Origin of the sequence: Tsukamurella sp. DT100 (assembly GCF_049844855.1) — a bacterium.
In the GTDB taxonomy this organism is placed as follows: Bacteria; Actinomycetota; Actinomycetes; order Mycobacteriales; family Mycobacteriaceae; genus Tsukamurella.
Window position 1 is genome coordinate 173439 of sequence record NZ_JBNCLV010000008.1, and the last position, 25956, is coordinate 199394.

Below are 25956 nucleotides of genomic sequence, written 5' to 3' on the forward strand. Positions count from 1 at the left end.
GCATGCTCCAGGGGAATTCTGCGATCAAGTTTCAAGTGATGCTTCAACGATATCGTTGAGGGAATGATTCCGGACCAGGTAGACCTCGTTTCCTTCCTCGACGCCCAGCCCACCCCGACCCGCCTGTTGGCCCTCGGCGAGCCCATGCACGGATCGGAGGAGATCCTCCGCGCCCGCAACGCCGTGATCGAGGACCTGGTGCTGCGCGGCGGCTACCGCTCGATCGCCGTCGAGTCGGACCTGCACCGCGCGCCGCTGGTGAACGACTACCTCGCGGGCGCCGAGATCGACCTGCGGCGGGTCCTCGACGAGGGCTTCAGCCACCCGTACGTCCACGCACTGGAGGCGACGGGTGAGCTGCTGCGCACCCTCCGCGCGCTCAACCGGACGCTGGAGACGCCGGTGCGGTTCTACGGCTTCGACGGGCCGATGGAGATGGCGGCGGCCCCGAGCCCGCGCGCGTACCTCCTGCGGCTGAGGGCGGCGCTGGCCGAGGTCGCCCCGGGCGTCGCCGAGCGGGAGCTCGAGGCGCTGCTCGGCGACGAGGCGCGGTGGCCCGAGGAGCGCGCGATGTACGAGGCGGACCGGGGCGTCGGGCGCACCGTCGACGCCGATCGCTTGCGCCTGCTGGCCGACGACCTGTGCGCGGTCCTCGACGCGCACGCGCCGGAACTGGCCGAGCGGGAGGACGATTGGTGGTGGCTGCGCGCCGACGCCGCGACCGCCGTCGGCCTGCTGCGGTACCACGCGATCATGGCGACCGAGACCCCCGACCGGCTCGGCCGGCTCAGCGCCCAACGGGACGTGATGATGGGGCGGAACCTGCTGGCGATCGTCGACCGCGAGGCTCCCCGCGGCGGCACCCTCGCCTTCGCGCACAACCTGCACCTGCAGCGCGGGGTGAGCGAGATGCGGATGGGGCCGCACGTCGTGCGCTGGTTCAGCGGCGGCGCGCAGGCCGCGGCGCGCCTCGGCGACGGCTACCGGCACGTGGCGATGGCCATCGGCGCCGCGCCCGCGCACGGGCTCGCGGCGCCCGCACCGGGCACGGTCGAGGGCGAGCTGTCGCGGGAGCAGGCCGACCCGGCCCACCTGTACGCGGGGCCGGAGCTCGGCGCGCGGCTGCGCGGCGCGCCCGTGCGGGCCGATCGGGACGCGCTCGGGGCGTACTTCCCGCTGGACGCCGGCCGCCTGGCGGAGACCGACGGTGTCCTCTTCCTCAAGGAGGTTCGGGCATGATGGCCTCATGGTGATCGTGTTGTACGCCCTGGGACTGCTGGCCGTCGCGGCCGTGCTGTACGGCGTGGCGGCGCTGGTCTTCGGGCGGGGCGACGACACCCCGCCGCTGGAGACGGGTGCCACGCCGACCGTGCTGCCCGCGGAGGACGTCGCGGGCGTGGACGTCCGCGCGCTCCGGTTCCAGCAGGTGGTACGCGGGTACAAGCCCGCCGAGGTGGACTGGGCGCTCGAACGACTGGCGCGGGAGATCGACGTCCTGCGCGCGCGCCTGGCCGCCGAACAGGCGCCCGCCTCCACCGCGACCGGGGCCTCCGGCGAGGACGACTAGGCCCGCATTGCCAGCGGTCCGCGCCGATCGGTGCAGCGCACAGGCTAGAATGTACAGCGGACCCGCTGCGGGCTGCGCTCGGGCGGGTGAAGGATTTGAAGGGAGCAACGGATGGCGGCTATGAAGCCACGTACGGGGGACGGCCCCTTGGAAGCGACCAAGGAGGGGCGCGGGATCGTGATGCGCGTACCCCTGGAGGGTGGTGGACGACTCGTGGTGGAGCTCACGCCGGACGAGGCCGCCGCGCTCGGCGAGGAGCTGCGCGGCGTCACGTCGTAGCCGGTTGAACTGCTTTCCCTGAGATCCCGCGCGGTGCCACCGTGCGGGATCTCCTCGTTCCGGGGGTGTCCCATGGTGCAAGTCCCGCCCGGCCTGGTCGCTGCGCTGCCCGCGCTGGCCTGCCCGCACTGCGGCGGCGGATTCGACGTCGACGGCGGCACGCTGCTGTGCCCCGCGGGGCACGCCTTCGACGTGGCGCGGCAGGGCTACGTCTCCCTTCTCGCCGGCGATGCGAGCGGCCTCATCGCCGACGACGCCGCGATGATCGCCGCCCGCGAGCGCTTCTTCGCGACCGGCCACTACGAGACCTTCCACGCCGCGGTCGCGGCCGCCGCCACCGGCGCGCCCGCCGGATCCGTCCTCGACTGCGGCGCGGGCGAGGGCGAGTACCTCGCGCGGGCCTGTGCCGCGCGCGACGCGAACGGGCTCCGCGGCACCGGCATCGGGCTGGACCTGTCGAAGCCCGCGGCTCGGCGGACCGCCCGGCGGGGGCCGGCGATCGGTGCCGTGGTCGCGAACGGGTGGGCGCGACTGCCCCTCGCCGACGGTGCGGTCGCCGCAGTGCTGTCGGTCTTCGCACCCCGCAACGCCGCCGAGTTCGCGCGCGTCCTCGCGCCCGGCGGCCGCCTCGTGGTGCTCACGCCCGGGCCGCGGCACCTGCGCGAGATCGTCGAGCCGCTCGGGATGATCTCGGTCGAGGAGGGCAAGGTGGCGCGGCTCGACGGTGCGCTGCACGACTTCTCGCTCGTCTCCCGCGAGAAGCACGAGTGGGTCATGGATCTCACCGCCGAGGCCGCGGCCGACCTCGTCGCGATGGGGCCCAGCGCGCACCACGGCGCGCCCGAGGCCCGCGCCGCCGCGATCGCGGAACTCACCGCCGGCGGCACCGCGGCCGTGACGGCGTCCGGCACCGTCAGCGTCTACGAGGTGCGGTAGCGGCGGGTCCTCGCGCTATCCGCGGGCGGCGATCGCCTGCCGGTAGACGTCCAGGGTCTGCGCGGCGATGGACTCCCAGCTGAAATCGGCGACCGCCCGAGCGCGCCCGGCGGCGCCGTACGCCGCGGCCCGCGCCGGGTCCGCGCAGAGCGCGTTCACGGCGTCGGCGAGGCCGGCCTCGAAGACGTCGGTGTGCGCGTCGTCGTAGTGCACGAGGGTGCCGGTCTCGCCGTCGACGACCACCTCGGGGATGCCGCCCACGTCCGATGCGACGACGGCGGTGCCGCAGGCCATGGCCTCGAGGTTGACGATGCCCAGCGGCTCGTACACGGACGGGCAGACGAACACCGTCGCGGCGCTGAGGATCTCGCGCACCTTCGGGGTGGGCAGCATGTCCTGCACCCAGTGCACGCCGTCCCGCGACTCGGCCAGCGCGGCCACCGCGTCGGCGGTCTCCGCGGCGATCTCGGGGGTGTCCGGGGCGCCGGCGCACAGCACGAGCTGGACGTCCGGATCGAACCGGTGTGCCGCGGCCACCAGGTGTTTCACGCCCTTCTGCCGCGTGATGCGGCCGACGAAGGCGGCGATGGGACGGTCCGGGTCGACGCCGCGCTCGACCAGCGGGGAGTCCTCGCCGAAGGTGGGGGCGGGGTGCCACACCTCCGAGTCGATGCCGTTGAGCACCACGTGGACCCGGGCGGGGTCGAGGTTCGGGTAGGCGTCGAGCACGTCGCGCGCCATGCCGCGGCTCACGGCGATCACCGCGTCCGCGTACTCGACGGCGTTGCGCTCGGCCCAGCTGGAGAGGCGGTAGCCGCCGCCCAGCTGCTCGGCCTTCCACGGGCGGTGCGGCTCGAGCGAGTGCGCGGTGAGGATGTGCGGGACGCCGTAGAGCTGCGCGGCGACGTGCCCGGCGAAGCCGGTGTACCAGGTGTGGCTGTGCACCACCTCGGCCTCCGCGGCGAGGTTCGCCATCCGCAGGTCGGTGGAGAACATCTCGAGGGCGGTGTTCGCGCCGGCGAGCTCCGGGTCCGGACCGGAGACGGTGACCCCGTCCATGTCCGGGCGCGGGGCGCCCATGCAGTGCACGTCGACCTCGCAGAGGCTGCGCAGTCGCGCGACGAGTTCGGTCACGTGCACGCCCGCGCCGCCGTAGACCTCCGGCGGGTACTCCCTCGTCATCATCGCTACACGCATGGGCACCACGCTAGAGCGTGCCGGGGCCGCACGCAGGCGGTTCGACGGAGCCCGAACGGTGCGGTTCACCTGTGGTTCTCCGCCCGGACGCCTGTGCATCGCCGTGGAACAGGATGCACTGTCGCAGAACGCTGCACGGGTGCCCGGATTGGGGTTAGCGTGGACCCCGTGAGCAACCAGCCTCGAGTCCTGGGAATCGTCCTCGCCGGTGGCGAGGGCAAGCGCCTGTATCCGCTGACCGCGGACCGCGCGAAGCCCGCCGTGCCCTTCGGCGGTTCGTACCGCCTCATCGACTTCGTGCTGTCGAATCTGGTGAACGCCGGGTACCAGAGGTTGTGCGTGCTGACCCAGTACAAGTCGCACTCGCTGGACCGGCACATCAGCCAGACCTGGCGCATGTTCGGCTTCCGCGGCGAGTACATCACCCCGGTGCCGGCGCAGCAGCGCGTGGGCAAGCGCTGGTTCACGGGCAGCGCCGACGCGATCTTCCAGTCGATGAACCTCATCACCGACGACGACCCCGACTACATCGTGGTCTTCGGCGCGGACCACGTGTACCGGATGGACCCGTCGCAGATGGTGCAGGCGCACATCGAGTCCGGTGCGGGGGTCACCGTCGCGGGCATCCGCGTGCCGCGCGCCGAGGCGAAGGCCTTCGGCTGCATCGAGTCCGACGACTCCGGCCGCATCACCCAGTTCCTGGAGAAGCCGGCCGACCCGCCCGGCACGCCCGACGACCCCGAGGTCACCTTCGCGTCGATGGGCAACTACGTCTTCAGCCGGCAGGCCCTCGTCGAGGCGATCATCGCCGACGCCGAGAACCCCGACTCCGACCACGACATGGGCGGCGACATCATCCCCGCGTTCGTGGCCCGCGGGGAGGCGGCCGTCTACGACTTCAGCGACAACCAGGTACCCGGCGCCACCGAGCGCGACGCCGGCTACTGGCGCGACGTCGGCACCATCGACGCCTTCTACGAGGCCCACATGGACCTCGTCTCGGTGTACCCGATCTTCAACCTCTACAACCGGCAGTGGCCCATCCGCTGTGAGAACGACAACCTGCCCCCGGCGAAGTTCGCCCGCGGTGGGCTCGCGCAGGAGTCCATGGTGGGCGCCGGGAGCATCATCTCGGGAGCGACGGTCCGCAACTCCGTCATCGGCGCCAACGTCACCATCGGCGACGGCGCGACCGTCGAGGGCTCCGTGCTCATGCCCGGCGTGAAGATCGAGGCCGGCGCCGTCGTGCGCCGCGCGATCCTCGACAAGAACGTCGTGGTCGGGCGCGGGGAGATCCTCGGCGTGAACCTCGAGCGCGAACGCGAACGGTTCAACGTCTCCGCCGGTGGCGTGGTCACCGTCGGTAAGGGCATCCGGATCGGCTGAGTCCGGTCCTGTCCGGGGCTTGCGTTCGAGCGCGCTCGAAGGCCTAGCTTCGCAGTCATGACGACGAACAGAGAATCGACTTGGCTGATCACCGGCGCTTCGCAGGGCTTCGGCCGGTGCCTGGTGGAGGACGCTCTGCGGCGTGGCGACGCCGTAACGGCGGTGGTCCGCGACGGGGCGTCCGTGAACGACCTCGTCGCCGCCCATCCGGGGCGGCTGGACGTGATCGAGGCGGACCTGCGCGACGAGCGGGCGGTGGATCGGGTCGCCGACCGGATCGCGCGGTCGCCGATCGACGTCCTGGTCAACAACGCCGGGCGCGCGATCAGCGGCTCGGCGGAGGACCTGGGGATGGCGCAGTTGCGGGAGCAGCTGGAGCTGAACTTCTTCGCCGCTGCGGCGCTGACCCGCGCGGCGCTGCCGGGGATGCGGCACCGTCGGACGGGAACGATCGTGCAGATGAGCAGCCAGGGCGGCAGGTTGTCGTTCGCCGGCGTCGGCGCGTACTCGGCGAGCAAGTTCGCTCTCGAAGGATGGTCCGAGGCGCTGGCCGCCGAGGTGGCGGAGTTCGGCATCCGCGTGCTCCTCGTGGAGCCCTCGAGGTTCCGCACCGGCTTCAACACGACGCACTCGCTGGCCGTCGCGGCACTGTCCGCCGCGTACGGGGCGACCGTCGGGGTAGCACAGGAGCGCCTGACGTCGGGCGACGGCCGCCAGGAGGGTGATCCGGTGCGGGCGGCGCGCATCATCGGCGACGTCGTCCGGTCCGACCGCGTGCCGCTGCGGCTGCCGCTCGGTGCGGAGGCGGTCGAGCGGCTGACCCGGACCTACACGACGGCGCTCGCCGACGTCGCGGAGTGGAGTGGGATCGCGCGGTCGGCGGACCATCCCGCGGATGCGCCGTGACGCGGCGCGACGCGGTGTGACGGTTCGCCCCGGAGAGCGTTCGCGGGGCGGCGTCAGGCCGCGTCGGCGCGGGCCAGCAGGCCGCCCGAGGAGCCGTGCAGGATGATCTCGACGACGGCGTCGGCATCGTCGGACATGGGGACGTGCCCGCTGCCCGGGAGCCAGATGTGCTCGGCCTCAGGCAGCTGACGGCGGGCCCGGCGGCCCTGGTAGGGCAGGAGCACGCGGTCCTGCGTGCCCCACGCGATGGTGACGGGGACGTCGGCGGCGATGTCGGCCTCGAACGGGAAGGCGCCGCCGATGATGTCGCGGAGCGTGTGCCGGGCGCCGACCATGTTCCGGAGGTCGCCGAGCACGCGGTCGGCGGTCAGGCGCTCGCCGTGCGTCATCAGCGAGGCGAGCATCAGGCGCCGGCCGATACCGCTGCGGGTGAGAAGCGGTGCGAGGGGCGCCGCCACCCGACCCGCGGTGATCAGCGCGGCGAAGTGCGCGCGGATCAGCTGGAAATCCTTGTCGTCGCGCCAGAAGCCGGCGGGGGAGAGGCCGGTCGCGCTGCTGACGATGCCGCTGGCCGCCGCCTCGAGCGCGATGCGCCCGCCCAGCGAGTTGCCGGCGATGTGCGGCCGGACGAGGCCGAGTTCGGCGAACAGGTCCTCCAGGTGCTGCTGCAACGCCTCCTGCACGGTGCGCCCGCCGAGCTCGAGCGCGGGGGACTCGCCGTGGCCGGGCAGGTCGAACAGGATGACCTCGCGGTGCTCCGCGAGCCGCTCGGCCACGGGGTACCAGGCCTGACGGCGGTGCGCGATGCCGTGGACCAGGACCAGCGGCTCGCCCGAGCCGAATCGTTCGTACGCCAACATCTCGTGCCACCTCGTCGTGGTCGGGCGGGCGGGGCCCGCGGGGTCCGACGGTGCGCCGGACGGATTGTTCGGAGCGTACGGATTGATAGATCTAGGCGCAATACCTCTCAGAAAAGTTGCTGGTGATGGGTTCCGCGTTGCGCGGGCGCTCCCGGCGGCCGTCCTGCGGCGCTGCGATCAGTCGCGGGCGAGGGCGGCGCGCACCTGGTGGGCCACGGTGGTGTGCTCCGCGGATTCCGGCAGGGCGTCGACGGGCCACCAGCGCAGGTCGTTCGACTCGTCGCTGATCGCGAGCTCCGGCGTGCTGGCGCCCACTGCGAAGGCGCGGAAGCGCAGGTCCAGGTGGCGGGTCGGGACGCCGAGGGAGCAGCGGATCGGGTGGGTGTGCAGCGTGAGGAGATCGGCGTCGAGGACGAGATCGGCCAGGCCCGACTCCTCGTGCCCCTCGCGGAGCGCCGCGGCGGCCACCGTCGAATCGGCGTCCTCGCAGTGCCCGCCCAGCTGCAGCCATTCGCCGACCCGCGGATGGTGGGTGAGGACGACGTGGGTCCGGGCCTCGTTGAGGATCACCACCGACGCCGTGATGTGGCCCGGCACGTTGGCGCGGGCGCATGCGTTCGGCTGGGCGTCGAGGAAGGCGAGCACGGTGTGGCGCAGGGCGTCGTCGGCGTCGGTGCGGGCGTCGAACCGGGCGAGGGCGTCGATCGCGGAGGCGTGTAGAGACGCGAAAGTCACTCGGCTACCGTCCTTCCGGCCCAGCAGGGGCCTCGCCGGCCTGTGCGGCGCCGCCGGGAGCGGGTATCTCGATGAGCATGTCGCCCGGCGGGAGGGGCGGCCGGGGCGTCGAGAGCACGGACGGGTCGGCCGGGTAGCCGACGGCGATCGCGCCCGCGGGTCGGTAGTCGTCGGGGAGTCCCAGCACCTCACGGACGGTGTCGGCGGCGAAGATCGTCGATCCCACCCAGCAACTGCCGATCCCGCGCACGGCCAGCGCCACCAGGAGCGACTGCACGGCGGCGCCGACCGCAACGGTGAACATCGTCTCCTCGGCGGCGGTGCGCCGGGCGTCGGGGTAGGCGTGGGCGCCGTCGGGCACCATGAACGGCAGGATCAGCTCCGGGGCGTCGTAGAGCAGCTGCCCGCGGCGCACCCGCTTCGCCACGGAGTCGGGCGTGCGCCCGTCACCGTCGAGGTCCGTCGCCCACTGCGCCTTCATGGCGTCCAGCAGCGCCGTACGCCGCTCCGCGTCCCGCACCCACACGAACCGCACGGGATGCGTGTGGTGCGGCGCAGGGGCCGTCAGAGCCTCCGCCACGGCGTCGCGCACGTCGTCGGCCAGCACCGGCTCGTCGGCGAAGGCCCGGACGGAGCGTCGCACGAGCAGCGCCTGCCGGCGCGCGAGCTCGACGCCCGTGTGGAACAGGTCGTCCTCGCCGGGGCGCACCAGGCCGCGGGCGGTCGCGAGGGGCGAATCCGCCTCGGGCGCACGGACCGCGAAGCCGCGCACCACGGCGACGGGGACGCCGCCAAGCTTGCCCTTGACCAAGTCCGCCGCGGCGGCCAGCTCGTCGGCGACGGCGATCTCGGTGACCACCAGGTCGTTGCCGTAGGCGTCGACCGCGCCCGCGTAGCCGTGCAGCACCTCCATGCCCGCGGCGCCGATCGCAGCGTCCGTCTGGCCGTTGCGCCAGGCGCGGCCCATGGTGTCGGTGACCAGCACGGCCACGTCGACGCCGAGACGCTCGCGCAGGCCGGCGCGCACGGCGGACGCGCTGCCGTCGGGGTCCTCGGGTAGCAGGGCGACGGTGTCGGAGGCCACGTTCGAGGCGTCCACGCCCGACGCCGCCTGGACGATGCCGAGCCTGTTCTCGGTGATCCAGGTGCGGCCCTTGGTCGCCAGGACGCGCACCGACTCCTCGGCGATGAGGCGACGCCGGAAGGCGTCCCGTTCCTCGGGGTCCGACGGCGCGGCGAGCACCCGGCCCTCGGCCTTCGAGAAGACCTTCGAGGTGATCACGACGACGTCGCCGTCCGCGAGCCACGGTGCGGCGTCGGCGAGCAGCGCCGCCACGTCGTCACCGGGCGTCACCTCGGGCACGCCGAGGACGGGGAGGATCTCCAAGGACGCGGCGCCGTGGTCGCGCTCGGGGCGGGAGCTCACAGGCCCACCAGCTCGAGGCCGGCGTCGATCATGGCCGCGGTGGCCTGCGGCGAGCTCATGAGCAGCGGCACCGCCGCGACGGGCAGGCCGTCGATCGCGACGCCCGCGTCCTCCTCCGAGACGAGCCAGCCGTCGAGGATGCCGTTGCCGCTGCGGGCGCCGAAGTGCTCGCCGATCGCCTGGGCGCTGGTCTCGATGCCGAGCACGTCCAGGCAGCGATCGGCCATGCCGCGCAGCGGCGCGCCGCCGATCACGGGGGAGACGCCGACGACCCGGGCCTTCGTGGTGCGCAGCGCGGCGCGGATCCCGCCGACGGACAGGATCGCGCCGATCGACACGACCGGGTTCGACGGGGCGAGGAAGACGACGTCGGCGTCCTCGATGGCGGCGATCGCGGCCCGCGACGCCTGCGCCTTGCCGGAGCCGCTGCCGTCCGCGCCACCCACCTGGGCGAAGCCGAAGGTCTCGATGTCGGCGCGGTACCGCACCCACCACTCCTGGAAGTGGATGGCCTTCTTCGCGCCGTCGGCGGAATCGGGGTCGGCGACCACCACGTGCGTCTCGTGCCGGCCGTCGGTGGCGGGCAGCAGCCGGACGCCCGGCTGCCAGCGGTTGCACAGCGCCGCCGTGACGTCCGTGAGGGGGTATCCCGAGGAGAGCATCTGGGTGCGGATCAGGTGAGTGGCGAGGTCGCGGTCGCCGAGGCCGAACCAGTCCGGATCGGCGCCGTACTTCGCGAGCTCCTCCTTGGCGTGCCAGGTCTCGTTGCGGTGGCCCCAGCCGCGCTCGGTGTCGATACCGCCTCCCAGGGTGTACATGCAGGTGTCGAGGTCGGGACAGATCCGCACGCCGTGCATCCACGCGTCGTCGCCCACGTTCACCACTGCGGTCACGGAGTCGCCGACGGCGCCGGCGGGGGCCGGTCCGTCCTTCTCCGGGAACGGCGTCACCCCGAAGCGCTCGCGTGCGCCCTCGAGGAACCGCGCACCGCCGACACCGCCCACCAGCACCGTCACCTTCACTCCTCCGAGGGTAGTGGTCGCCCGGCGGAGGCTCTCGGGACGGGTCGAGGTGCTCGAGGAGGTCGCGCGGACGCCCTCCTTCCTGGCATGATCGAAGGCACGACGGGCCCGGGTGGTGCGTCGGCGAGCGCGTGTGAAATATGACGCGGATCACATCTCAACCACGTGTCGAGGGCTCGTATTCGGGCATCCAGGTGGTATTAGCTAATTTCCCGGTTCAGCTTGACGTGGCAGCTTTGCACGTGTGTAATCACAACCGTGTCATTCAGTGCGGCGATCTCTTCGCCGGCGCGGGGCATGCAGACAGAAAATCCATCGAACACCACGAAAGCAACGAGGGAGGCGGGCCGATGACGATCGACGCTCATCGTGAACCGTTCGGAAGCTTCTCCGGTGGGTCCAGCCGCGCGCACTTGAGTGTCGTGCCCGCGGGTTTCGAGGAACTCTACGAGGCCGTCGAGGATCAGTGGCAGGACCGCGCACTGTGCTCGCAGACGGATCCCGAGGCGTTCTTCCCCGAGAAGGGCGGCTCCACTCGCGAGGCCAAGCGCATCTGCCTGGGCTGCGAGGTCCGCAACGAGTGCCTCGAGTACGCCCTCCAGAAGGACGAGCGATTCGGCATCTGGGGCGGCCTGTCCGAGCGTGAGCGCCGGAAGCTCAAGCGCGGCATCATCTGACCGTTCGTCGAGCCCCGGCCGCTGCTGTTCAGAGCGCGTCCGGGCCGGCGAGCAGAGTCTCCTCGGTCACGCCGAGGTAATCGCTGATCTGGTGCACGAGGATCGCGAGGATCTCATCGAGTAGATCCGCCTCCGTCTTCGCGCGACGCTGCAGCGGGCGGCGGAACAGGATCAGCCGCGCCCGCGTGCGATTGCCACGGCGGTCGATGCCCGCGGGCACCATGCGCGCCAACGGGATCGGGCCGTCCGCCTCCACCTCCGCGGGCCACGACACCGCGTCCGGATCGTGCGGCAGGATGCCGGGAACGTCGTCGACCGCGATGTCCAGGTCGGACAGCTTGTCGTGCCACAGCGAGTCGATCTCCGCGAAGGCGTCGAGCACCACCTCGTCGAAACCCTGCGCCCGCGTCCGGTGCGCCGGGAGATCGCGGGGCACCAGCGGCCCGCGCAGCCCGTGGCCGCGCCGGTCCCGCGACACACGGCGCCGCATCCGCGCGCCGCCCTCGGGCGTCCTTCTCCTGCTTCTCATCGTGTTCTCAGTCTAGGTGGAACGGCCCGAGACGGCCGCCGCGCGGCCCCGTCCGGTGTGTCGGAAGCGCGCCGCCAGAGCCAGGGGTTAACCTTCTTGCTGTGAACCCCGTCCGTCAGTGCTGCCGCCCCGGCTGCAGGAACATCGCCGTGGCGACGCTGACGTTCGACTACCGCCAGTCGATCGCGGTGTTGGGCCCCCTGGGAACCACCAGCGAACCCCATTCCTGGGACCTCTGCGAGTTCCACGCCACCCGCATGACCGCGCCGCGCGGCTGGGAGATGCTCCGCAACCTGCCCGCGTACAGCGCGGCCTCCGTCGGCAACGCCGCCCTCGACGACGACCTGACCGCGCTGGCCGACACGGTCCACGAGCGCGCGACCCGGGACCAGGGGCGCCACGCCCCCGAACCCGCCGACGGACCCCTGCGCTCCCTCCCGCCGATCGGTGCCATGCGCCCCGTCCACGACGGCCTCGGTGGGCCCCAGGTCACGCCCTCGGCCCAGCCCGGGGGATCGGCGCCCAAGCACGCCGCCCGGCCCGGTCGCCGCGGCCACCTGCGGGTGCTGCCCGACCCCGTCGACTGAGAGTCGCCAGAGAAGCCGCCACGTCCCCCGCGCCGAATGCCGGTCCGCGCCCTGATTGCCGATAGGGTGGGGCGTCCGCACGGAGCCCGCCGGGTTTCCGGATGCCGTTTCACAGGAGGTCGTCGAGCGTGGTTCGAGCGCTGGAGTCGGTGCAGGCTGTCATCAAGGCGTACGACGTGCGCGGCCTGGTCGGGGAGCAGATCGACGAGGCCTTCGTCCGCGACGTGGGCGCCGCGTTCGGCGCGCTGATCCGCGGCGAGGGCGCGACCGACGCCGTCGTGGGCCACGACATGCGCGACTCGTCGCCGTCGCTGTCCGCGGCCTTCGCCGAGGGCGTGACCGCGCAGGGCGTGAACGTCACCCTCATCGGCCTCGCCTCCACCGACGAGCTGTACTTCGCCTCCGGCCTGCTCGACTGCCCGGGCGCGATGTTCACCGCCTCGCACAACCCCGCCGCCTACAACGGCATCAAGCTGTGCCGCGCCGGCGCCAAGCCCGTCGGGCAGGAGACCGGGCTGAAGCAGATCACCCAGCAGGTGGCCGACGGCGTCCCGTCGTACGACGGTGCCGCGGGCCGCGTGTCCGAGCGGGACGTGCTCGACGAGTACGGCGACTACCTCCGGAAGCTCGTCGACCTGTCCGGCTCGCGCGCGCTGCGCGTCGCCGTCGATGCCGGCAACGGCATGGGCGGCTTCACCGTGCCCTCGGTGCTCGGCCCCGTCGACGCGCTCGACGTGCGGCCCCTGTTCTTCGAGCTGGACGGCACCTTCCCGAACCACGAGGCCAACCCGCTGGACCCGAAGAACCTCGTCGACCTGCAGAAGTTCGTCGTCGAGCAGGGCGCCGACATCGGTCTCGCGTTCGACGGCGACGCCGACCGCTGCTTCGTCGTCGACGAGAAGGGCGAACCGGTCTCGCCGTCGGCCGTGACGGCCCTCGTCGCCGAGCGCGAACTCGCGAAGAACCCGGGCGCCACCGTGATCCACAACCTGATCACGTCCAAGGCGGTGCCGGAGATCATCGTCGAGAACGGCGGCACCCCCGTCCGTACCCGCGTCGGCCACTCCTTCATCAAGGCGCAGATGGCCGAGACGGGCGCCGTCTTCGGCGGCGAGCACTCCGCGCACTACTACTTCCGCGAGTTCTGGGGCGCCGACTCCGGGATGCTGGCGGCGATGCACGTGCTGGCCGCGCTCGGCGAGCAGAGCAAGCCCTTGTCGGAGCTGATGGGCGTCTACGACCGGTACGCCGCGTCGGGCGAGATCAACTCGACGGTGGCGGACCAGGGCGAGCGCACGCGTGCCGTACTCGATGCTTTCGCAGACGAAATCCAGAGCACCGATGAACTGGACGGCGTGACGGTACAGTTGGATTCGGGCGCCTGGTTCAACCTGCGCGCTTCCAACACCGAGCCGCTGCTCCGGCTGAACGTCGAGGCGGCGACCACGGACGAGGTGCGCGCGCTGACCGAGCGGATCCTGGCGATCGTACGTGCCTGATCGCGCGATGTGCCCCGGCGGTCGGAACGGTGCCGACGGGACGCGGCGCCGATGGGACGGGAGGAAGCCGTGACCGAGATTGCCGATCTCGATGATCCGGCGGGTCTGATCGCGGCCGACGTGGGCGGTCATCTGCGCGCCGCCGCACTCGCGGGCGCGCAGGCGCGGGCCGTCGCCACCGCCGTCGACGAGGGCGCGCTCGCCCAGCTCGACGGCCTCACGCCGCGCGCCGTCGTCGTGGTCTGCGGCGCGGGCCCCGCGGCCGCCGCAGCGGGTTTCGTCGAGGCCCTCACCGCCGGCCGGTTCGACGTCCCGCTCGTCCGCTCCACCGAGCTGCCACCCTGGGTGGGCGCGCTCGACGTGGTCGTCGTCTGCGGGTTCGACGCGGGCGATCTCGTGCTCGCCCGGGCCATCGCCACCGCCGCGCGCCGTGGCGCCGTCGTCGTGGTCGCAGTCCCGATGGAGGGCCCCGTCGCCGAGGCGGCCGCGGGCCGCGCCGTCGACCTCTCGCCCCGCTTGCGGGTACCGGAGCGGTTCGGCTTCGTCGGCGTCGCCGCCGCGCTGCTCGCCGTCCTCGGTCGCCTCGCGGGCACCGACCGCAGCGTCGCTCCCGGGGAGGGCTTCCTGCACACGCTCGCCGAGACCCTCGACGACGAGGCCGTGCGCGGCGCGCCGGACCGCGACGTCGAGTCCAATCCCGCGAAACGCCTCGCCGCCCGGATGACGGGCCGGCGGGTCGCGCTCACCGCCGACACCGCGCCGGGCCTCGCCGTCGCCGAACACGCGGCGTCGCAGGCGCTCACGCTCGGCGGCCAGGTCGTCGCGGCGGTCGGCCTCGCCGACGTCGAGCTGGCCACGCCCGAGTTGGCCGCCGCGCCGTCCGGCGGGGCGCTGGAGACGGGCGCGGCGGTGGATCCGCTGTTCCACGACCCGTTCCTCGACGGCCCGGCGGCGCAGACGCCGTTGCGGGTCCTGATCCTGACCACGGAGCAGCGCGCGCCCCTGGTGGAGGCGCGGCTGCGCGCCCTGCCCGACGTGGAGTCGCTGCCCGTCGACGAGGGTGCGGAGCGCGCGCCGGAGACGACGGGGCCGCGCGCCGACGCGCTGGATCTCCTGGCGCTGGCGGTACGGTTCGATCTCGCGTCGGTCTACCGGCGCCTGACGGGGGAGGCGTGATGCAGCGGATCGAGGGAGTCATCCGGCCGTACGCCTGGGGCTCGCGGACGGTCCTGGCGACGATGCAGGGACGGCACGTGCCGTCCAACCATCCCGAGGCCGAGCTGTGGTTCGGCGCGCACCCCGCGGACCCGGCCAAGCTGTACGACGCCGCCGACACCGCGTCGGACGGCGATCTGCTGTCCGCGATCGGCGCCGACCTCGACGGCCAGCTCGGATCCGCCTGCCGCGGCGAGTTCGGCGACCGCCTGCCCTACCTGGTGAAGGTGCTCGCGGCCGACGAGCCGCTCTCGCTGCAGGCCCATCCCTCGCGGGAGCAGGCCGAGGAGGGCTTCGCCCGGGAGAACGCCGCGGGGATCCCGCTCGACGCCCCCGAGCGGAACTACCGCGACGCCGCGCACAAGCCCGAGGTCGTCATCGCGCTGAGCCGGTTCGAGGCGCTCGCCGGCTTCCGCGACCCGGCGGTCACCGTCGAACTGCTGCGCGTGCTGGCGGTCCCGGAGCTGGACAGCTACCTGGGCCTGCTCGCCGGGCAGCCGGATTCGCAGGGGCTGCGCGCGCTGGTCACCACCTGGATCACGCTGCCGCAGCCCGCGCTGGCGGTGCTGGTGCCCGCGGTCCTCGCGGGCTGCGTGCGCTACCTGGAGAGCGGCGCCGAGCAGTTCAAGGGCGAGGCGCAGTTGGCGCTGACCCTGGGGGAGCGCTACCCGGACGACGCCGGGGTGCTGGCGGCGCTGCTGCTCAACCGGATCGTGCTCGATCCCGGGCAGGCGCTGTACCTCTCGGCGGGCAACCTGCACGCCTACGTGAGCGGCGCGGCCGTCGAGGTGATGGCGAACTCCGACAACGTGCTGCGCGGCGGCCTCACGCCCAAGCACGTCGACGTGCCGGAGCTGCTGCGGGTGCTGGACTTCACGCCCCGGGCACCGTCGGACCTGGCGCCCCGCACGGCGACGGTCGGCCCGGAGGTCGTTTTCTCGACGCCCGCGCCGGAGTTCCGGGTCTCGCGCGTGCGGCTGGACGGGACCGCGCTCAAGCGCGCCGCGTCGGTGGAGCTGGACGCACGCGGCCCGCAGCTGCTGGTGGTCACCGAGGGAACGGTGACGGTGCGCAGTGCGGGCCGGGCGATCGACGTGCCGGCGGGCAGCGGCCTGTGGATGGCCGCGTCCGATCCGGGCGTCGTGGTGACGGCCCACTCACCGGCGGCGGAGTTCTTCCGCACCCTGGTGGGCGGGCACTAGGTCACCGACGGATCAGACGCCGCCGAGGTTCTCGTAGAACGTCTCGGGGATGTCGAAGGTCTGCATGTCACCCACGGCGACGGCCGTCGGCTGCGCCTTGCTGAGCACGGCGAGCGGCTTGCCGTCGCGCGTGAGCAGCACGTCGTCCCCGCCCTCGACGATGTTGAGGAGCTGGGCGACCGTCTGGTCGGTGGTGTGCGCGAAAGTCTTGGTCATAGGCCCGACGGTAAGTGTTACTTGCCGGTACGCCAACAGTTTTCGCCTACCAACGAGTAACACTCGTCGGTAACTTCGGCGCTCCCATGGGACTGCCAGCCGCGCGGCAGAGTCCGCCCAGGCGGAGCCGCGAGAGTGGTCCTTGCAACGGAAAGAACGGCCGACGAGGCCACGACGCAAGGAGATGAACACATGGCAGCACCGGGACAGGGCAACGGTCAGGGACAGCGACCGGGACAGCCGAAGCCGCAGCAGCCCCAGCGCCGCCGCGTGCGTCGCTGGAACCCGCAGGCCCGCCGCTGGGACTGGGTCTGGCAGTGACCCGAGGAGTCCGATGACGTCCACGGACATGCTGCGGCTGCTGTGGGCCCACACGCCAGACCACCGACGATCCCTCGTCGGTGGTCTGGCGCTGTTGGTCGCGGCGGCCCTGGTCGAGGTGGCGTCGGTGCTGGTCATGGCCGACGTGCTCACCGCGGTCCTCGGCTCCGCCTCGCTCGCCGGCGCCGCGCGCGGGGTCGCCGCGTGGATCGGCGCGACCCTCCTGGGTGCGCTGTTGACCTACGCCGGGACCCTCGCGACCTGCCGCGCCGCCGAGGGCACCGTCCTCGCCCTGCGCGACGAGGTGCTCGCCCGCGTCCTGCGGCTGCCGATGGACCACGTGCACCGCCTCTCCACCGGCGACGTCGTGGTCCGGCTGACCGAGGACGTCGTGGTGCTCGAGACCGCGCTGTCGGTCTCGGTGGTGCAGGCCGTGGTCGCGGTACTGACGACCGGCGGGTTGGTCGCGGTGGCGTGGTGGCTGAGCTGGCAGCTCACGGTGATCGCGCTGGTCGCGGTGCCGGTCCTGACCGGGCTGGCGCGCGCCTTCCGCGGCGCGCAGGAGCGGGCGACCGCGCGGGAGCGGGCGGCCCACTCCGCGCTCGGGACGGTGACCGCGGAGGTGACCGGCACCGTCGAGCTCGCGCGCCTGCACGGCATGGAGGACGCGGAGGCGGCCGAGGTCCACCGGCGGGGTGCGGCGCTCTTCGGCGCGCGGATGCGCGAGGCGCGGGTGCACGCCGCCTTCGGTGGGGTGCTCGGCTCGGCGCAGGCGCTCACGCTGATCGCCGTCTCCGTCGCGGGCGTCGCGCTCGTGCGCACGGGGAACCTCACCTACGGCGCGCTGATCGCGCTCACCGGCTACCTCGGCTACCTCTATCCCCGGGTGCAGGACGTCGCCGAGAGCCGGCTCGCCCTCGTCGGCGCGCGCATCAGCGCCGAACGCCTCGTCGAGCTGGCGGGGCCGCTCGGTCGGCCGGTTCGGAGTCTCGGGGTCGACGGTGCCTTGTCCGGGCCTGTCGATGACGCCCGCTCCGACGGGACGCGGCTGGTGCCGACCGGCGTGCCGGTGCGGGTGACCGGGCTCCGCGCGCGGCGCGGCGACTTCGTGCTCGAGTGCCCCGAGTTCACGGCCGAGCCCGGCGTCCTCACCGCCGTGACGGGCCCGTCCGGCTCGGGCAAGTCGACGCTCGCGCACGTGCTCGCGGGACTGACGGCGGCCGAGGGCACCGTCGAACTGGGGGAGCGGGCCGGCCTGGACGGAACGGACCTGCGCGAGCTCGTGACCCTCGTGCCGCAGCGCGCCGTCATCCGGAGCGGGACCCTGGCGTCGAACATCGCCTACGGCAGCGGGGCCGATCCGTGTGTCGCGGGCGAGCTCGCGGGCGCCGACGAGTTCGTGCGCCGGCTGCCCGCCGGCTACGCGACGCCGACCTCCCTGGGCGGGGAGGAACTCTCGGGCGGGCAGCGGCAGCGGATCGCGCTCGCGCGCGGCTTCGGGCGGCTCACCCCGGTGCTGATCCTCGACGAGCCGAGCACCGGGCTGGACCGCGCGAACACCGAGCGCCTGGCCGGCGTGCTGCGGTCGATCGCGGTGCGCCGCACCGTCATCGTGATCACGCACGATCCGCTGCTCCGCGCCGCCGCGGACCGGCGGTACCGGGTCGTGGACGGTCGGGTGTCGGCGGAGGTGGGTGCAGACGCCTGAAATGCCCCGCTGCGGTGCCGCAGTGGTGTTTGATGAGTCGTCACACACCCGAGACGACTCAACACACCCGAGACGACACAGGAGCACGCATGGCCAACCCACTGCTGCGCACCAAATCGGTGGAACAATCGATCGCCGACACCGAGGTGGTCGGCACCCGGCTCAAGAAGCAGCTGACCGCATGGGACCTCACGATCTTCGGTGTCGCCGTGGTCGTCGGTGCCGGCATCTTCACCATCGGCGCCTCGACGGCAGGTGACTACTCGGGCCCGGCGGTGTCGGTGTCGTTCATCATCGCCGCGATCGCGTGCGGCCTCGCCGCGCTCTGCTACGCCGAGTTCGCGTCGACGGTGCCCGTGGCGGGTTCGGCGTACACGTTCTCCTACGCCACTTTCGGCGAGTTCGTCGCGTGGATCATCGGCTGGGACCTGGTGCTGGAGTTCTCCATCGCCGCCGCGGCGGTCGCGAGCGGCTGGTCGAGCTACCTCGGCACGGTCTTCGGCACCGGGCCGGCGGCGGTCGAGATCGCAGGGCACACGATCGACTGGGGTGCGATGCTCATCGTCGGCATCCTGACGGTGCTGCTCACCTTCGGTGCGAAGGTCTCCTCGCGCGTGTCCGCCGTCATCACCGCGATCAAGGTCGCCGTGGTGCTGCTGGTCATCGTGGTCGGCGCCTTCTACATCAAGGGCTCGAACTACTCGCCGTTCGTCCCCGAGTCCGTACCCGGCGAGAAGTCCGGCGTCACCCTGGACTCCACGCTGTTCCAGGCGATCTTCGGCAGCGGCTCGTCGTACGGCTGGTTCGGCGTGCTCGCAGGCGCGGGCATCGTGTTCTTCGCGTTCATCGGCTTCGACATCGTGGCGACCTCCGCCGAGGAGACCGTGAAGCCGCAGCGCGACGTGCCGCGCGGCATCCTGGGCTCGCTCGCGATCGTCACCGTCCTGTACATCGCGGTCACCGTGGTCGTCACGGGCATGGCGAGCTACAAGGACCTCGCCACCAGCGCCGGCGACGGCGGCGAGAAGAACCTGGCCTACGCCTTCTCGCTCAACGGCGTGGACTGGGCCGCGACGATCATCTCGATCGGCGCGCTCGCGGGTCTGACCACGGTGGTCATGGTGCTGCTCATGGGTCAGAACCGCGTGCTCTTCGCCATGGCCCGCGACGGCCTGCTGCCGCGTCAGCTGGCCAAGACCTCCGACCGCGGCGTGCCGGTGCGGATCTCGATCGGCGTCGGTGTCGTCGTCGCGTTCCTGGCCGGGATCTTCCCGCTCAAGGAACTGACCATGCTGATCAACATCGGCACCCTCTTCGCCTTCGTCCTGGTGTCCATCGGCGTCGTCGTGCTGCGCAAGCAGCGTCCGGACCTCAAGCGCGGCTTCACCGCCCCGCTGGTCCCGCTGGTCCCGATCCTCTCGGTCCTCGCCTGCGGCTGGCTGATGTTCAACCTGACCCTTGAGACCTGGGTCCGGTTCCTGATCTGGATGGCGCTCGGCGTGGTCGTCTACTTCGTGTACTCGAAGAACCACTCCATCCTCGGCAAGCGCGAGCGCGGCGAGGTCATCGAGTCGCTGGCCGACTGATCGCAGCGTCCCCACACACGGAACCGCGGCCGGAGCACCTGCTCCCGCCGCGGTTCTGCGTTTCGCTGGGGGAGTGGGCGCTGGACGCCGCTCTCGGATTCTGTCCACCGCGGACAGACCTGGGTTATATTCAGAATCGTGAACACCGACGTGGGGGTAGCACGCTGGCGGGAGCTGATCGACGCCTTCCTGGAGCAGCGGGAGCGTCTGATCCGGATCCACCCCGACCTGTACGAGATGTCGCAGCCGAATCCCGGAGCAACCGAGGAGCAATTGCTTGCTGCTGAGGCGCGCCTGGGGCACCGTATCCCCGCGCAGTACCGCGAGTTCCTCGCCGTCGCGGACGGGTGGAGCGAGTGGAACAGCGACGTCAGCCTGCTCTCGTGCGCGGAGATCGGCCATGGCACGATCAGCGAAACGGAGGGATTGGGAATCCGGCTGGCCGAGGGCGACGTCCTCGTGAACTGGTCGACCGACGTCGACTGGATTCGGATCGCCGACAGTGAGGGAACCTACTGGGAGACTTTTCTGCTGCACCGTGACAGTCAGGGCTACCGGGCCGGGCAGCTCATGATGACGCCCCACGGCGACCACTTCTACGAGTCCTTCGAGCAGTACCTCGTCGAGGAGCTGGCGGACCTGACGACGATGCTCGACGGGGAGGAGCTCGGGCCGCACGGTAAGTACTGGGGAAGGGACCTCCGGCTCGACCCGCCGACGATGCAGCAGATCGTCGAAAGGCTTGCTGCCCTCCGCGTCGAGTTCGCCGAGCTCTGTAGTGACCCCGCCCCCGGATCGCCGAACCCCGGCGCGGCACCGTCGGACATCGCCACGCTCGAAGGGCACCTGGGCCGCCCGTTGCACCGGGAGCACCGCGAGCTCCTGGAGGTCGCCGACGGATGGCCGGGCAACCCCCGCATCCTGAGCTGCGCGGAGATCATCGCCGGTGACGCATGGGCCGAGACGCTGGCGGCGCGCGACCGGCACAACGACTGGCAGGCAGCGGACTTCGCGAGATGCGGTGTCTCCACGTGGCAGAAGCCCGGTCCGGCGGCAGACGCCGCCGACACCGTTTCGGTGACGCCGTTCGCGACGCAAGTCATCGCGGTGTGGGGGATCGACACCGACGATGGCAGTGTCCTCGACGTGCTCACGTACGTGGAGGACGTCGCGCGCGGCTACAAGCGGTCGTACGGCACAGTGCGCGAACACCTGTTGTCGCAGATCGACGGGCTGTGTCAGCAGATCGAATCATGGCGGCGGACGTTCAGGTAGTCGTCGCTCGGGGAATCGGCGGATAACGGCGTGGCGCCGGGCATATCCGTTCCCACTCGGGAATCGGCCGATTTCGCGATCGCAAGAAGGGCGACGGCGACGTCCGGCACCAGGAGCGATAGCCTGTAGCGCGTGACTTCTACGCTGACCGCCGATACGGCGAACGGAATCGACTTCAAGGTCGCCGACCTCTCCCTCGCGGAGGCGGGCCGCAAGCAGCTGAGCCTCGCCGAGCACGAGATGCCGGGCCTGATGGCGCTGCGTCGCGAGTACGCCGACGTCAAGCCGCTCAACGGCGCGCGGATCTCGGGCTCGCTGCACATGACGGTGCAGACCGCGGTGCTCATCGAGACCCTCGTGGACCTCGGCGCCGAGGTGCGCTGGGCCTCCTGCAACATCTTCTCCACCCAGGACGAGGCCGCCGCGGCCGTCGTCGTGGGCCCGCACGGCACCGTCGAGGCGCCGCAGGGCGTGCCGGTCTTCGCCTGGAAGGGCGAGACCCTCGAGGAGTACTGGTGGGCCGCCGAGCAGATGCTCACCTGGCCGAACGAGCCCGCCAACATGATCCTCGACGACGGCGGCGACGCCACCATGCTCGTGCTGCGCGGCGCGCAGTTCGAGGCCGCGGGCGTCGTCCCGCCCACCGACGAGGACGCCGACAGCCACGAGTACCAGGTCTTCCTGGCCCTGCTGCGCGAGTCGCTGGCCAAGGACGCCACCAAGTGGTCGAAGATCGCCGAGTCGGTCAAGGGCGTCACCGAGGAGACCACCACCGGCGTGCTGCGCCTGTACCAGTTCGCCGCCGCCGGCGAGCTGGCCTTCCCGGCGATCAACGTCAACGACTCGGTCACCAAGAGCAAGTTCGACAACAAGTACGGCACCCGCCACTCGCTGATCGACGGCATCAACCGCGGCACCGACGTGCTGATCGGTGGCAAGAAGGTCCTCATCACCGGCTACGGCGACGTGGGCAAGGGCTGCGCCGAGTCGCTCGCGGGCCAGGGCGCGCGCGTCCAGGTCACCGAGATCGATCCCATCAACGCCCTGCAGGCGCTCATGGACGGCTTCGACGTGGTCACCGTCGAGGACGCGATCGGCGACGCCGACATCGTCATCACCTCGACGGGCAACAAGGACATCATCCTGCTCGAGCACATGAAGGCGATGAAGGATCACGCGATCCTCGGCAACATCGGCCACTTCGACAACGAGATCGACATGGCCGGCCTCGAGAAGTCGGGCGCCGTGCGCCTGAACATCAAGCCGCAGGTCGACCAGTGGACGTTCGGCGATTCCGGCAAGTCGATCGTCGTGCTCTCCGAGGGCCGACTGCTGAACCTGGGCAACGCGACCGGCCACCCGTCGTTCGTCATGTCCAACAGCTTCAGCAACCAGGTGATCGCGCAGATCGAGCTGTGGACCAAGCCCGACGAGTACGACAACGAGGTCTACCGCCTCCCCAAGCACCTCGACGAGAAGGTCGCGAAGATCCACGTCGAGGCCCTGGGCGGCACCCTCACCAAGCTCACCAAGGAGCAGGCCGAGTACATCGGCGTCGACGTCGAGGGCCCGTACAAGCCCGAGCACTACCGCTACTGAGCGCTAGCGCACGCGCGACGAACTGATACACACCTTCCACCCTCCGGATTCCTTCCGGAGGGTGGTCGTGTCTGTGAGGGACCGGGAGACGACCGTCGACGAGCCCACCGGGGTCGACGTGACCTCGGCCTCCGCCTTGCCCGCGTCACCGTCGACCCGGACCTCCCCGACGACGACCTCCCAGCGCCCGTCCGGCCCGAGCAGCGTGTCGATCTCGGCGGCGAAGGTCTGCGAGGTGAACTGCGTCTGCAGCATCGCCACGTCCGCGGCGCAGCGGACGCCGATCAGCGCCGCCAGGTCCCGGTCGTTGAGGGTCTTGGTCTCGGCGGCGATGACGTTCCGGATCTGCTGCTCGTCGTCGGCGCCGCCGCGGTTGGACAGGATGTACCAGGTGGTGCCGAGGATGATCGCGATGATCAGCACGGTCGCGCCCAGCACGATCGCCAGGGACCGGTCCTTCGCCGGCGGCGGGCCCGCGGGCGCGCCCGGGACGTAGGGCGGCGAGCCCGGCACGTACGGCGGCCCGGCGGTGCCCGGGCCGGCAGTCGCACTGCCCGACGGTGCGGGCGAGGCCTGCCCCGACGGTGCCGGGGTCCCCGTCACCGCGCGCCCCGTCAGGTAGGGCGTACCGGCCGAGGAGACGGGCCCGCCCGTGCCGTACAGCTGCGGCGGACGCGGCGGCGCGATCCCCAGCCGCTGGTAGGTCTCCGGCGTGAGGACGGGATGCAGCAGCTCGCGCGGGTCAGTCGGGCGCATCCGCGCGCTCCTCGTCGACGTTGCGCGCGTGCTGCATCGACTGCAGCAGCGCGGTGAGCGCGTCCAGCTTCTCGTGCACCTCGTCGAGCTCGCGGCGCATGTAGTCGCGGCTCGCCGCCTCGCCGACGGCCAGGCGCACCGAGGCCAGCTCGCGGGCCAGGAACTCGGTGTCGGCCTTGGTCTGCGCGGCGCGCGTCCGGTCCTCGTCGAGCGAGACGCGGTCGCGGCTCTCCTGCCGGTTCTGCGCGAGCAGGATGAGCGGCGCGGCGTACGCGGCCTGCGTGGAGAAGGCCAGGTTGAGCAGGATGAACGGGTACGGGTCGAAGTGGAACGTGAACCACAGGACGTTGAGCAGGATCCAGATGATCACGATCACGGTCTGGATCGCGAGGTAGCGGCCGGTACCCAGGAAGCGGGCGACGCGCTCGGCGCCCTGGCCGATCATGTCGTCGCCGAGGTTCAGGTGGAAGCTGCGGCCCAGCCGCGGAGTGTCGAGGCGGGAGCGTTCCTTCATCCGGTGACCTCCTCAGTGCCCTCGTCCAGATCCTCGTCGCGCCAATCCTCCGGCAGCAGGTGATCGAGCAGGTCGTCGACCGAGACCGCGCCCAACAGGTGGTTCTCCGTGTCGACGACGGGCCCGGTGACCAGGTTGTACGCCGCGAAGTACCGGGTCACCGCGCCCAGGGGATCGTCCGGCCCGAGGCGCGGCAGGTCGGTGTCGACGATTCCGCCCACCAGGTCGGCCGGGGGCTCGCGCAGCAGCTGCTGCAGGTGCACCGCGCCCAGGTAGCGCCCCGTCGGCGTCGCGGTGGGCGGGCGCACCACGAAGACCATGCTGGCCAGCGCCGGGGTGATGTCGGGGTTGCGGACCCGGGCCAGGGCCTCGGCCACCGTGGTCGACGGGGTGACCACGATCGGCTCCGGCGTCATCATGCCGCCCGCGGTGTAGGGGGAGAAGGTGAGCAGGCGGCGGACGGTGCCCGAGTCCTCGGGGTCCATCACCGCGAGCAGTTCCTCGCGCTGGGTGTCGGGCAGCTCGCCCAGGAGGTCGGCGGCGTCGTCGGGGTCCATGGCCTCGAGCACGTCGGCGGCGCGCGCCTTGGACAGGTGGGCGATCACCTCGGCCTGGTCGTCGTCGCCGAGCTCCTGGAGGACGTCGGCGAGCCGTTCGTCGTCGAAGGCGGCGGCGATGGACAGCCGGCGCTGCGTCGGCAGCTCGCGCAGGGCCTGCGCGACGTCGGTCGCGCGCATGTCCTCGAACACGGTCAGGGCTTCCGCGATGTCGTGGTCGGCGCCGGTGAGCGCGGTCGTGGTGAAGCCGGAGACGTGGGGGAGGTCCACCACCTGGACGCCGCCGCGCCGGTTCCAGCCCGTCGCGCGGATCTTCACGGCCAGGCGGTGCACCACCCAGTCGCGGGTGCGGGTCTGCTCGATCCCGACGTCGACCACGGTGGCGTCGGCACCGTCGTACGGCTCCCCCGGCTCCTCGATGCGGACCTTGGTGCCCAGGAGCTGGCCGAGTGCCAGGGCCTCGCCGGGGCGGATGTGCAGGCGGCGCAGGCTGACGGAGCCGGTGTTGAGAGTGACGGCGGCGGGTTCGATGCTGGTCACGCGCAGCATCGGCACGAAGATGCGGCGGCGGTTGGCGAGCTCCACGGCGAGTCCGAGGACACGCGGAGCCTTGCGGTCGGCGCGCAGGCCGATCACCGCATCGCGGACGCGGCCGACGGATTCGCCGTCCGGGCCGACGACGGGCAAGCCGGACAGTCGCGCGACGAATACTCTGGAGACAGCCGACATGTACTTCAGGGTAGTTTCGATCTACGCATCACATGTGAGGGAGGGCGCCGAATGTCGCAACCGATACCCGGACCCGGGTCGCCGAACCAGCCGGGAGGGCCCGCCGGACGGGGCCTGCCGACGCCGCCGAAGGGCTGGCCGATCGGCTCGTACAGCACCTACGCCGAGGCGCAGCGCGCCGTCGACTACCTCTCGGACGAGGAGTTCCCGGTCCAGAACGTGACCATCGTGGGCGTCGACCTGATGCAGGTCGAGCGGATCACCGGCCGCCTGACCTGGGGCCGCGTACTCAGCGCCGGCGCCGCCTCCGGCGCGTGGCTGGGCCTGTTCCTCGGCCTGCTCGTGGGCCTGTTCGTGGGCGGCGGCGACGCACTCGTGTCGACGGTGATCGCCGGCATCATCGGCGGCATCGTCTTCGGCCTGATCAGCGCGTCGGTGCCCTACTGGGCCTCGCGCGGCACCCGCGACTTCTCGTCGACGATGCAGCTCGTCGCCGGCCGGTACGACGTGTTGTGCGACCCGCAGGTCGCCGAGCGTGCCCGCGACATGCTGGCGCGCCTGAACATCCAGTAGCCCTGGCGCGGCCGAATCCGCCGCCCGCTGCAGCCATGACCGCTCGCCCCGCACCTGTGCGGGGCGAGCGGTTCTGCGTTGCAGCCGGCGAATCCGGCT

General features: G+C 71.9%; 27 protein-coding genes and 1 pseudogene. 17 read left to right on the plus strand and 11 right to left on the minus strand.

Annotated features, from left to right (window positions below; all coding sequences use genetic code 11):
* Positions 1–63: 63 nt before the first annotated feature.
* The 4 genes from ACLQ3K_RS19545 to ACLQ3K_RS19560 all read left to right on the plus strand — a co-directional run bounded on the left by ACLQ3K_RS19545 (position 64) and on the right by ACLQ3K_RS19560 (position 2782).
* Positions 64–1239 (plus strand): erythromycin esterase family protein, encoded by a 1176-nt coding sequence (locus ACLQ3K_RS19545; RefSeq protein WP_426001176.1) that lies wholly within the window; start codon positions 64–66, stop codon positions 1237–1239.
* Positions 1240–1246: 7 nt separating this feature from the next.
* A complete protein-coding gene (locus ACLQ3K_RS19550; protein WP_224646057.1) occupies positions 1247–1567 on the plus strand; it encodes a DivIVA domain-containing protein in 321 nt (106 codons plus the stop codon).
* A 111-nt stretch (positions 1568–1678) separates the two neighbouring features.
* Complete coding sequence (locus ACLQ3K_RS19555; RefSeq protein WP_068532479.1) at positions 1679–1846, plus strand: DUF3117 domain-containing protein; 168 nt, start codon at positions 1679–1681, stop codon at positions 1844–1846.
* 72 nt (positions 1847–1918) lie between these two features.
* Positions 1919–2782 (plus strand): putative RNA methyltransferase, encoded by an 864-nt coding sequence (locus tag ACLQ3K_RS19560; protein WP_224646056.1) that lies wholly within the window; start codon positions 1919–1921, stop codon positions 2780–2782.
* A gap of 15 nt (positions 2783–2797) precedes the next feature.
* Here the strand turns inward: ACLQ3K_RS19560 and glgA are convergent, their stop codons facing one another.
* The gene (gene glgA, locus ACLQ3K_RS19565) at positions 2798–3979 is read right to left on the minus strand and encodes a glycogen synthase (protein WP_426001177.1); all 1182 of its coding nucleotides are present in this window, start codon (positions 3977–3979) and stop codon (positions 2798–2800) included.
* Positions 3980–4147: 168 nt separating this feature from the next.
* Here glgA and glgC point away from each other — a divergent pair, with 168 nt between their 5' ends.
* Together glgC and ACLQ3K_RS19575 are read left to right on the plus strand one after the other, a co-directional pair.
* Entirely contained in the window at positions 4148–5365 is a 1218-nt protein-coding gene (gene glgC, locus ACLQ3K_RS19570; protein ID WP_336671909.1) for a glucose-1-phosphate adenylyltransferase, read from the plus strand.
* A gap of 57 nt (positions 5366–5422) precedes the next feature.
* Complete coding sequence (locus ACLQ3K_RS19575) at positions 5423–6271, plus strand: SDR family NAD(P)-dependent oxidoreductase (protein WP_426001179.1); 849 nt, start codon at positions 5423–5425, stop codon at positions 6269–6271.
* Positions 6272–6324: 53 nt separating this feature from the next.
* Here ACLQ3K_RS19575 and ACLQ3K_RS19580 read toward each other — a convergent pair whose 3' ends face one another.
* From ACLQ3K_RS19580 to ACLQ3K_RS19600, 5 genes and pseudogenes are all read right to left on the minus strand, one after another.
* Positions 6325–7131, minus strand: coding sequence for an alpha/beta fold hydrolase (locus tag ACLQ3K_RS19580; protein ID WP_426001180.1), 807 nt, complete (start codon positions 7129–7131; stop codon positions 6325–6327).
* Between the two features lie 177 nt (positions 7132–7308).
* A complete protein-coding gene (locus ACLQ3K_RS19585) occupies positions 7309–7866 on the minus strand; it encodes an NUDIX hydrolase (RefSeq protein ID WP_426001181.1) in 558 nt (185 codons plus the stop codon).
* A 64-nt stretch (positions 7867–7930) separates the two neighbouring features.
* Positions 7931–9292 (minus strand): annotated as a pseudogene (locus ACLQ3K_RS19590) (coenzyme F420-0:L-glutamate ligase); the annotation flags it as partial.
* A complete protein-coding gene (gene cofD / locus ACLQ3K_RS19595) occupies positions 9289–10314 on the minus strand; it encodes a 2-phospho-L-lactate transferase (RefSeq protein WP_426001183.1) in 1026 nt (341 codons plus the stop codon). The pseudogene ACLQ3K_RS19590 and the gene cofD, both read right to left, overlap by 4 nt.
* Positions 10315–10514: 200 nt before the next feature.
* Positions 10515–10682, minus strand: a complete 168-nt coding sequence (locus ACLQ3K_RS19600; protein ID WP_224646136.1) for a hypothetical protein — start codon at positions 10680–10682, stop codon at positions 10515–10517.
* On the opposite strand from ACLQ3K_RS19600, the gene ACLQ3K_RS19605 reads away from it, so the two are divergent.
* Positions 10665–10991: a WhiB family transcriptional regulator gene (locus tag ACLQ3K_RS19605; RefSeq protein ID WP_068524587.1), complete on the plus strand. Its 327-nt coding sequence runs from the start codon at positions 10665–10667 to the stop codon at positions 10989–10991. The genes ACLQ3K_RS19600 and ACLQ3K_RS19605 overlap by 18 nt on opposite strands.
* A 28-nt stretch (positions 10992–11019) precedes the next feature.
* Here the strand turns inward: ACLQ3K_RS19605 and ACLQ3K_RS19610 are convergent, their stop codons facing one another.
* On the minus strand, positions 11020–11520 hold the full coding sequence (locus tag ACLQ3K_RS19610) for a metallopeptidase family protein (protein WP_224646048.1): 501 nt from the start codon (positions 11518–11520) through the stop codon (positions 11020–11022).
* Between the two features lie 101 nt (positions 11521–11621).
* Between ACLQ3K_RS19610 and ACLQ3K_RS19615 the strand changes: the two genes are divergently transcribed.
* The 4 genes from ACLQ3K_RS19615 (at position 11622) to manA (ending at position 16023) form a co-directional block, all read left to right on the plus strand.
* Entirely contained in the window at positions 11622–12107 is a 486-nt protein-coding gene (locus tag ACLQ3K_RS19615; RefSeq protein WP_224646047.1) for a DUF3499 domain-containing protein, read from the plus strand.
* A gap of 128 nt (positions 12108–12235) precedes the next feature.
* Positions 12236–13606, plus strand: a complete 1371-nt coding sequence (locus tag ACLQ3K_RS19620; protein WP_224646046.1) for a phosphomannomutase/phosphoglucomutase — start codon at positions 12236–12238, stop codon at positions 13604–13606.
* Positions 13607–13675: 69 nt separating this feature from the next.
* Complete coding sequence (locus ACLQ3K_RS19625; protein WP_426001184.1) at positions 13676–14782, plus strand: tobH protein; 1107 nt, start codon at positions 13676–13678, stop codon at positions 14780–14782.
* Positions 14782–16023: a mannose-6-phosphate isomerase, class I gene (gene manA, locus ACLQ3K_RS19630; RefSeq protein WP_224646129.1), complete on the plus strand. Its 1242-nt coding sequence runs from the start codon at positions 14782–14784 to the stop codon at positions 16021–16023. The genes ACLQ3K_RS19625 and manA overlap by 1 nt, the downstream gene beginning before the upstream one ends.
* A gap of 12 nt (positions 16024–16035) precedes the next feature.
* On the opposite strand, the gene ACLQ3K_RS19635 is transcribed toward manA, so the two are convergent.
* Positions 16036–16239 (minus strand): hypothetical protein, encoded by a 204-nt coding sequence (locus tag ACLQ3K_RS19635; protein WP_224646044.1) that lies wholly within the window; start codon positions 16237–16239, stop codon positions 16036–16038.
* Positions 16240–16431: 192 nt separating this feature from the next.
* On the opposite strand from ACLQ3K_RS19635, the gene ACLQ3K_RS19640 reads away from it, so the two are divergent.
* The 5 genes from ACLQ3K_RS19640 (at position 16432) to ahcY (ending at position 22728) form a co-directional block, all read left to right on the plus strand.
* Positions 16432–16560 (plus strand): hypothetical protein, encoded by a 129-nt coding sequence (locus ACLQ3K_RS19640; protein ID WP_255603085.1) that lies wholly within the window; start codon positions 16432–16434, stop codon positions 16558–16560.
* Between the two features lie 13 nt (positions 16561–16573).
* Positions 16574–18268: an ABC transporter ATP-binding protein gene (locus ACLQ3K_RS19645; RefSeq protein ID WP_426001185.1), complete on the plus strand. Its 1695-nt coding sequence runs from the start codon at positions 16574–16576 to the stop codon at positions 18266–18268.
* Between the two features lie 89 nt (positions 18269–18357).
* Positions 18358–19854: an amino acid permease gene (locus ACLQ3K_RS19650; protein WP_426001187.1), complete on the plus strand. Its 1497-nt coding sequence runs from the start codon at positions 18358–18360 to the stop codon at positions 19852–19854.
* Positions 19855–19992: 138 nt separating this feature from the next.
* Positions 19993–21129: an SMI1/KNR4 family protein gene (locus ACLQ3K_RS19655; RefSeq protein ID WP_224651356.1), complete on the plus strand. Its 1137-nt coding sequence runs from the start codon at positions 19993–19995 to the stop codon at positions 21127–21129.
* A 132-nt stretch (positions 21130–21261) separates the two neighbouring features.
* Entirely contained in the window at positions 21262–22728 is a 1467-nt protein-coding gene (gene ahcY, locus ACLQ3K_RS19660; protein WP_426001188.1) for an adenosylhomocysteinase, read from the plus strand.
* 3 nt (positions 22729–22731) lie between these two features.
* Here ahcY and ACLQ3K_RS19665 read toward each other — a convergent pair whose 3' ends face one another.
* The 3 genes from ACLQ3K_RS19665 to ACLQ3K_RS19675 are packed head-to-tail and all read right to left on the minus strand — an operon-like array spanning position 22732 to position 25284.
* Positions 22732–23484, minus strand: coding sequence for a hypothetical protein (locus ACLQ3K_RS19665; RefSeq protein WP_426001190.1), 753 nt, complete (start codon positions 23482–23484; stop codon positions 22732–22734).
* Entirely contained in the window at positions 23471–23998 is a 528-nt protein-coding gene (locus ACLQ3K_RS19670) for a DUF1003 domain-containing protein (RefSeq protein ID WP_224651347.1), read from the minus strand. The genes ACLQ3K_RS19665 and ACLQ3K_RS19670 overlap by 14 nt, the downstream gene beginning before the upstream one ends.
* Positions 23995–25284 carry a magnesium transporter MgtE N-terminal domain-containing protein gene (locus ACLQ3K_RS19675; RefSeq protein WP_426001191.1) on the minus strand — a complete coding sequence of 430 codons (1290 nt, stop codon included), beginning with the start codon at positions 25282–25284 and terminating at the stop codon, positions 23995–23997. Before ACLQ3K_RS19675 ends, ACLQ3K_RS19670 begins: the two co-directional genes overlap by 4 nt.
* Before the next feature lie 51 nt (positions 25285–25335).
* On the opposite strand from ACLQ3K_RS19675, the gene ACLQ3K_RS19680 reads away from it, so the two are divergent.
* Positions 25336–25857: a general stress protein gene (locus tag ACLQ3K_RS19680; RefSeq protein WP_224651328.1), complete on the plus strand. Its 522-nt coding sequence runs from the start codon at positions 25336–25338 to the stop codon at positions 25855–25857.
* Positions 25858–25956 lie beyond the last annotated feature (99 nt).

What these genes read in the sequence shown, in the direction of transcription:
- ACLQ3K_RS19545 (WP_426001176.1), top strand. Translation starts at nt 64, where the DNA reads ATGATTCCGGACCAGGTAGACCTCGTTTCCTTCCTCGACGCCCAGCCC.
- ACLQ3K_RS19550 (WP_224646057.1), top strand. Translation starts at nt 1,247, where the DNA reads ATGGTGATCGTGTTGTACGCCCTGGGACTGCTGGCCGTCGCGGCCGTG.
- ACLQ3K_RS19555 (WP_068532479.1), top strand. Translation starts at nt 1,679, where the DNA reads ATGGCGGCTATGAAGCCACGTACGGGGGACGGCCCCTTGGAAGCGACC.
- ACLQ3K_RS19560 (WP_224646056.1), top strand. Translation starts at nt 1,919, where the DNA reads ATGGTGCAAGTCCCGCCCGGCCTGGTCGCTGCGCTGCCCGCGCTGGCC.
- glgA (WP_426001177.1), bottom strand. Translation starts at nt 3,979, where the DNA reads ATGCGTGTAGCGATGATGACGAGGGAGTACCCGCCGGAGGTCTACGGC.
- ACLQ3K_RS19575 (WP_426001179.1), top strand. Translation starts at nt 5,423, where the DNA reads ATGACGACGAACAGAGAATCGACTTGGCTGATCACCGGCGCTTCGCAG.
- ACLQ3K_RS19580 (WP_426001180.1), bottom strand. Translation starts at nt 7,131, where the DNA reads ATGTTGGCGTACGAACGATTCGGCTCGGGCGAGCCGCTGGTCCTGGTC.
- ACLQ3K_RS19605 (WP_068524587.1), top strand. Translation starts at nt 10,665, where the DNA reads ATGACGATCGACGCTCATCGTGAACCGTTCGGAAGCTTCTCCGGTGGG.
- ACLQ3K_RS19600 (WP_224646136.1), bottom strand. Translation starts at nt 10,682, where the DNA reads ATGAGCGTCGATCGTCATCGGCCCGCCTCCCTCGTTGCTTTCGTGGTG.
- ACLQ3K_RS19610 (WP_224646048.1), bottom strand. Translation starts at nt 11,520, where the DNA reads ATGAGAAGCAGGAGAAGGACGCCCGAGGGCGGCGCGCGGATGCGGCGC.
- manA (WP_224646129.1), top strand. Translation starts at nt 14,782, where the DNA reads ATGCAGCGGATCGAGGGAGTCATCCGGCCGTACGCCTGGGGCTCGCGG.
- ACLQ3K_RS19635 (WP_224646044.1), bottom strand. Translation starts at nt 16,239, where the DNA reads ATGACCAAGACTTTCGCGCACACCACCGACCAGACGGTCGCCCAGCTC.
- ACLQ3K_RS19640 (WP_255603085.1), top strand. Translation starts at nt 16,432, where the DNA reads ATGGCAGCACCGGGACAGGGCAACGGTCAGGGACAGCGACCGGGACAG.
- ACLQ3K_RS19645 (WP_426001185.1), top strand. Translation starts at nt 16,574, where the DNA reads ATGACGTCCACGGACATGCTGCGGCTGCTGTGGGCCCACACGCCAGAC.
- ACLQ3K_RS19650 (WP_426001187.1), top strand. Translation starts at nt 18,358, where the DNA reads ATGGCCAACCCACTGCTGCGCACCAAATCGGTGGAACAATCGATCGCC.
- ACLQ3K_RS19665 (WP_426001190.1), bottom strand. Translation starts at nt 23,484, where the DNA reads ATGCGCCCGACTGACCCGCGCGAGCTGCTGCATCCCGTCCTCACGCCG.
- ACLQ3K_RS19670 (WP_224651347.1), bottom strand. Translation starts at nt 23,998, where the DNA reads ATGAAGGAACGCTCCCGCCTCGACACTCCGCGGCTGGGCCGCAGCTTC.
- ACLQ3K_RS19675 (WP_426001191.1), bottom strand. Translation starts at nt 25,284, where the DNA reads ATGTCGGCTGTCTCCAGAGTATTCGTCGCGCGACTGTCCGGCTTGCCC.
- ACLQ3K_RS19680 (WP_224651328.1), top strand. Translation starts at nt 25,336, where the DNA reads ATGTCGCAACCGATACCCGGACCCGGGTCGCCGAACCAGCCGGGAGGG.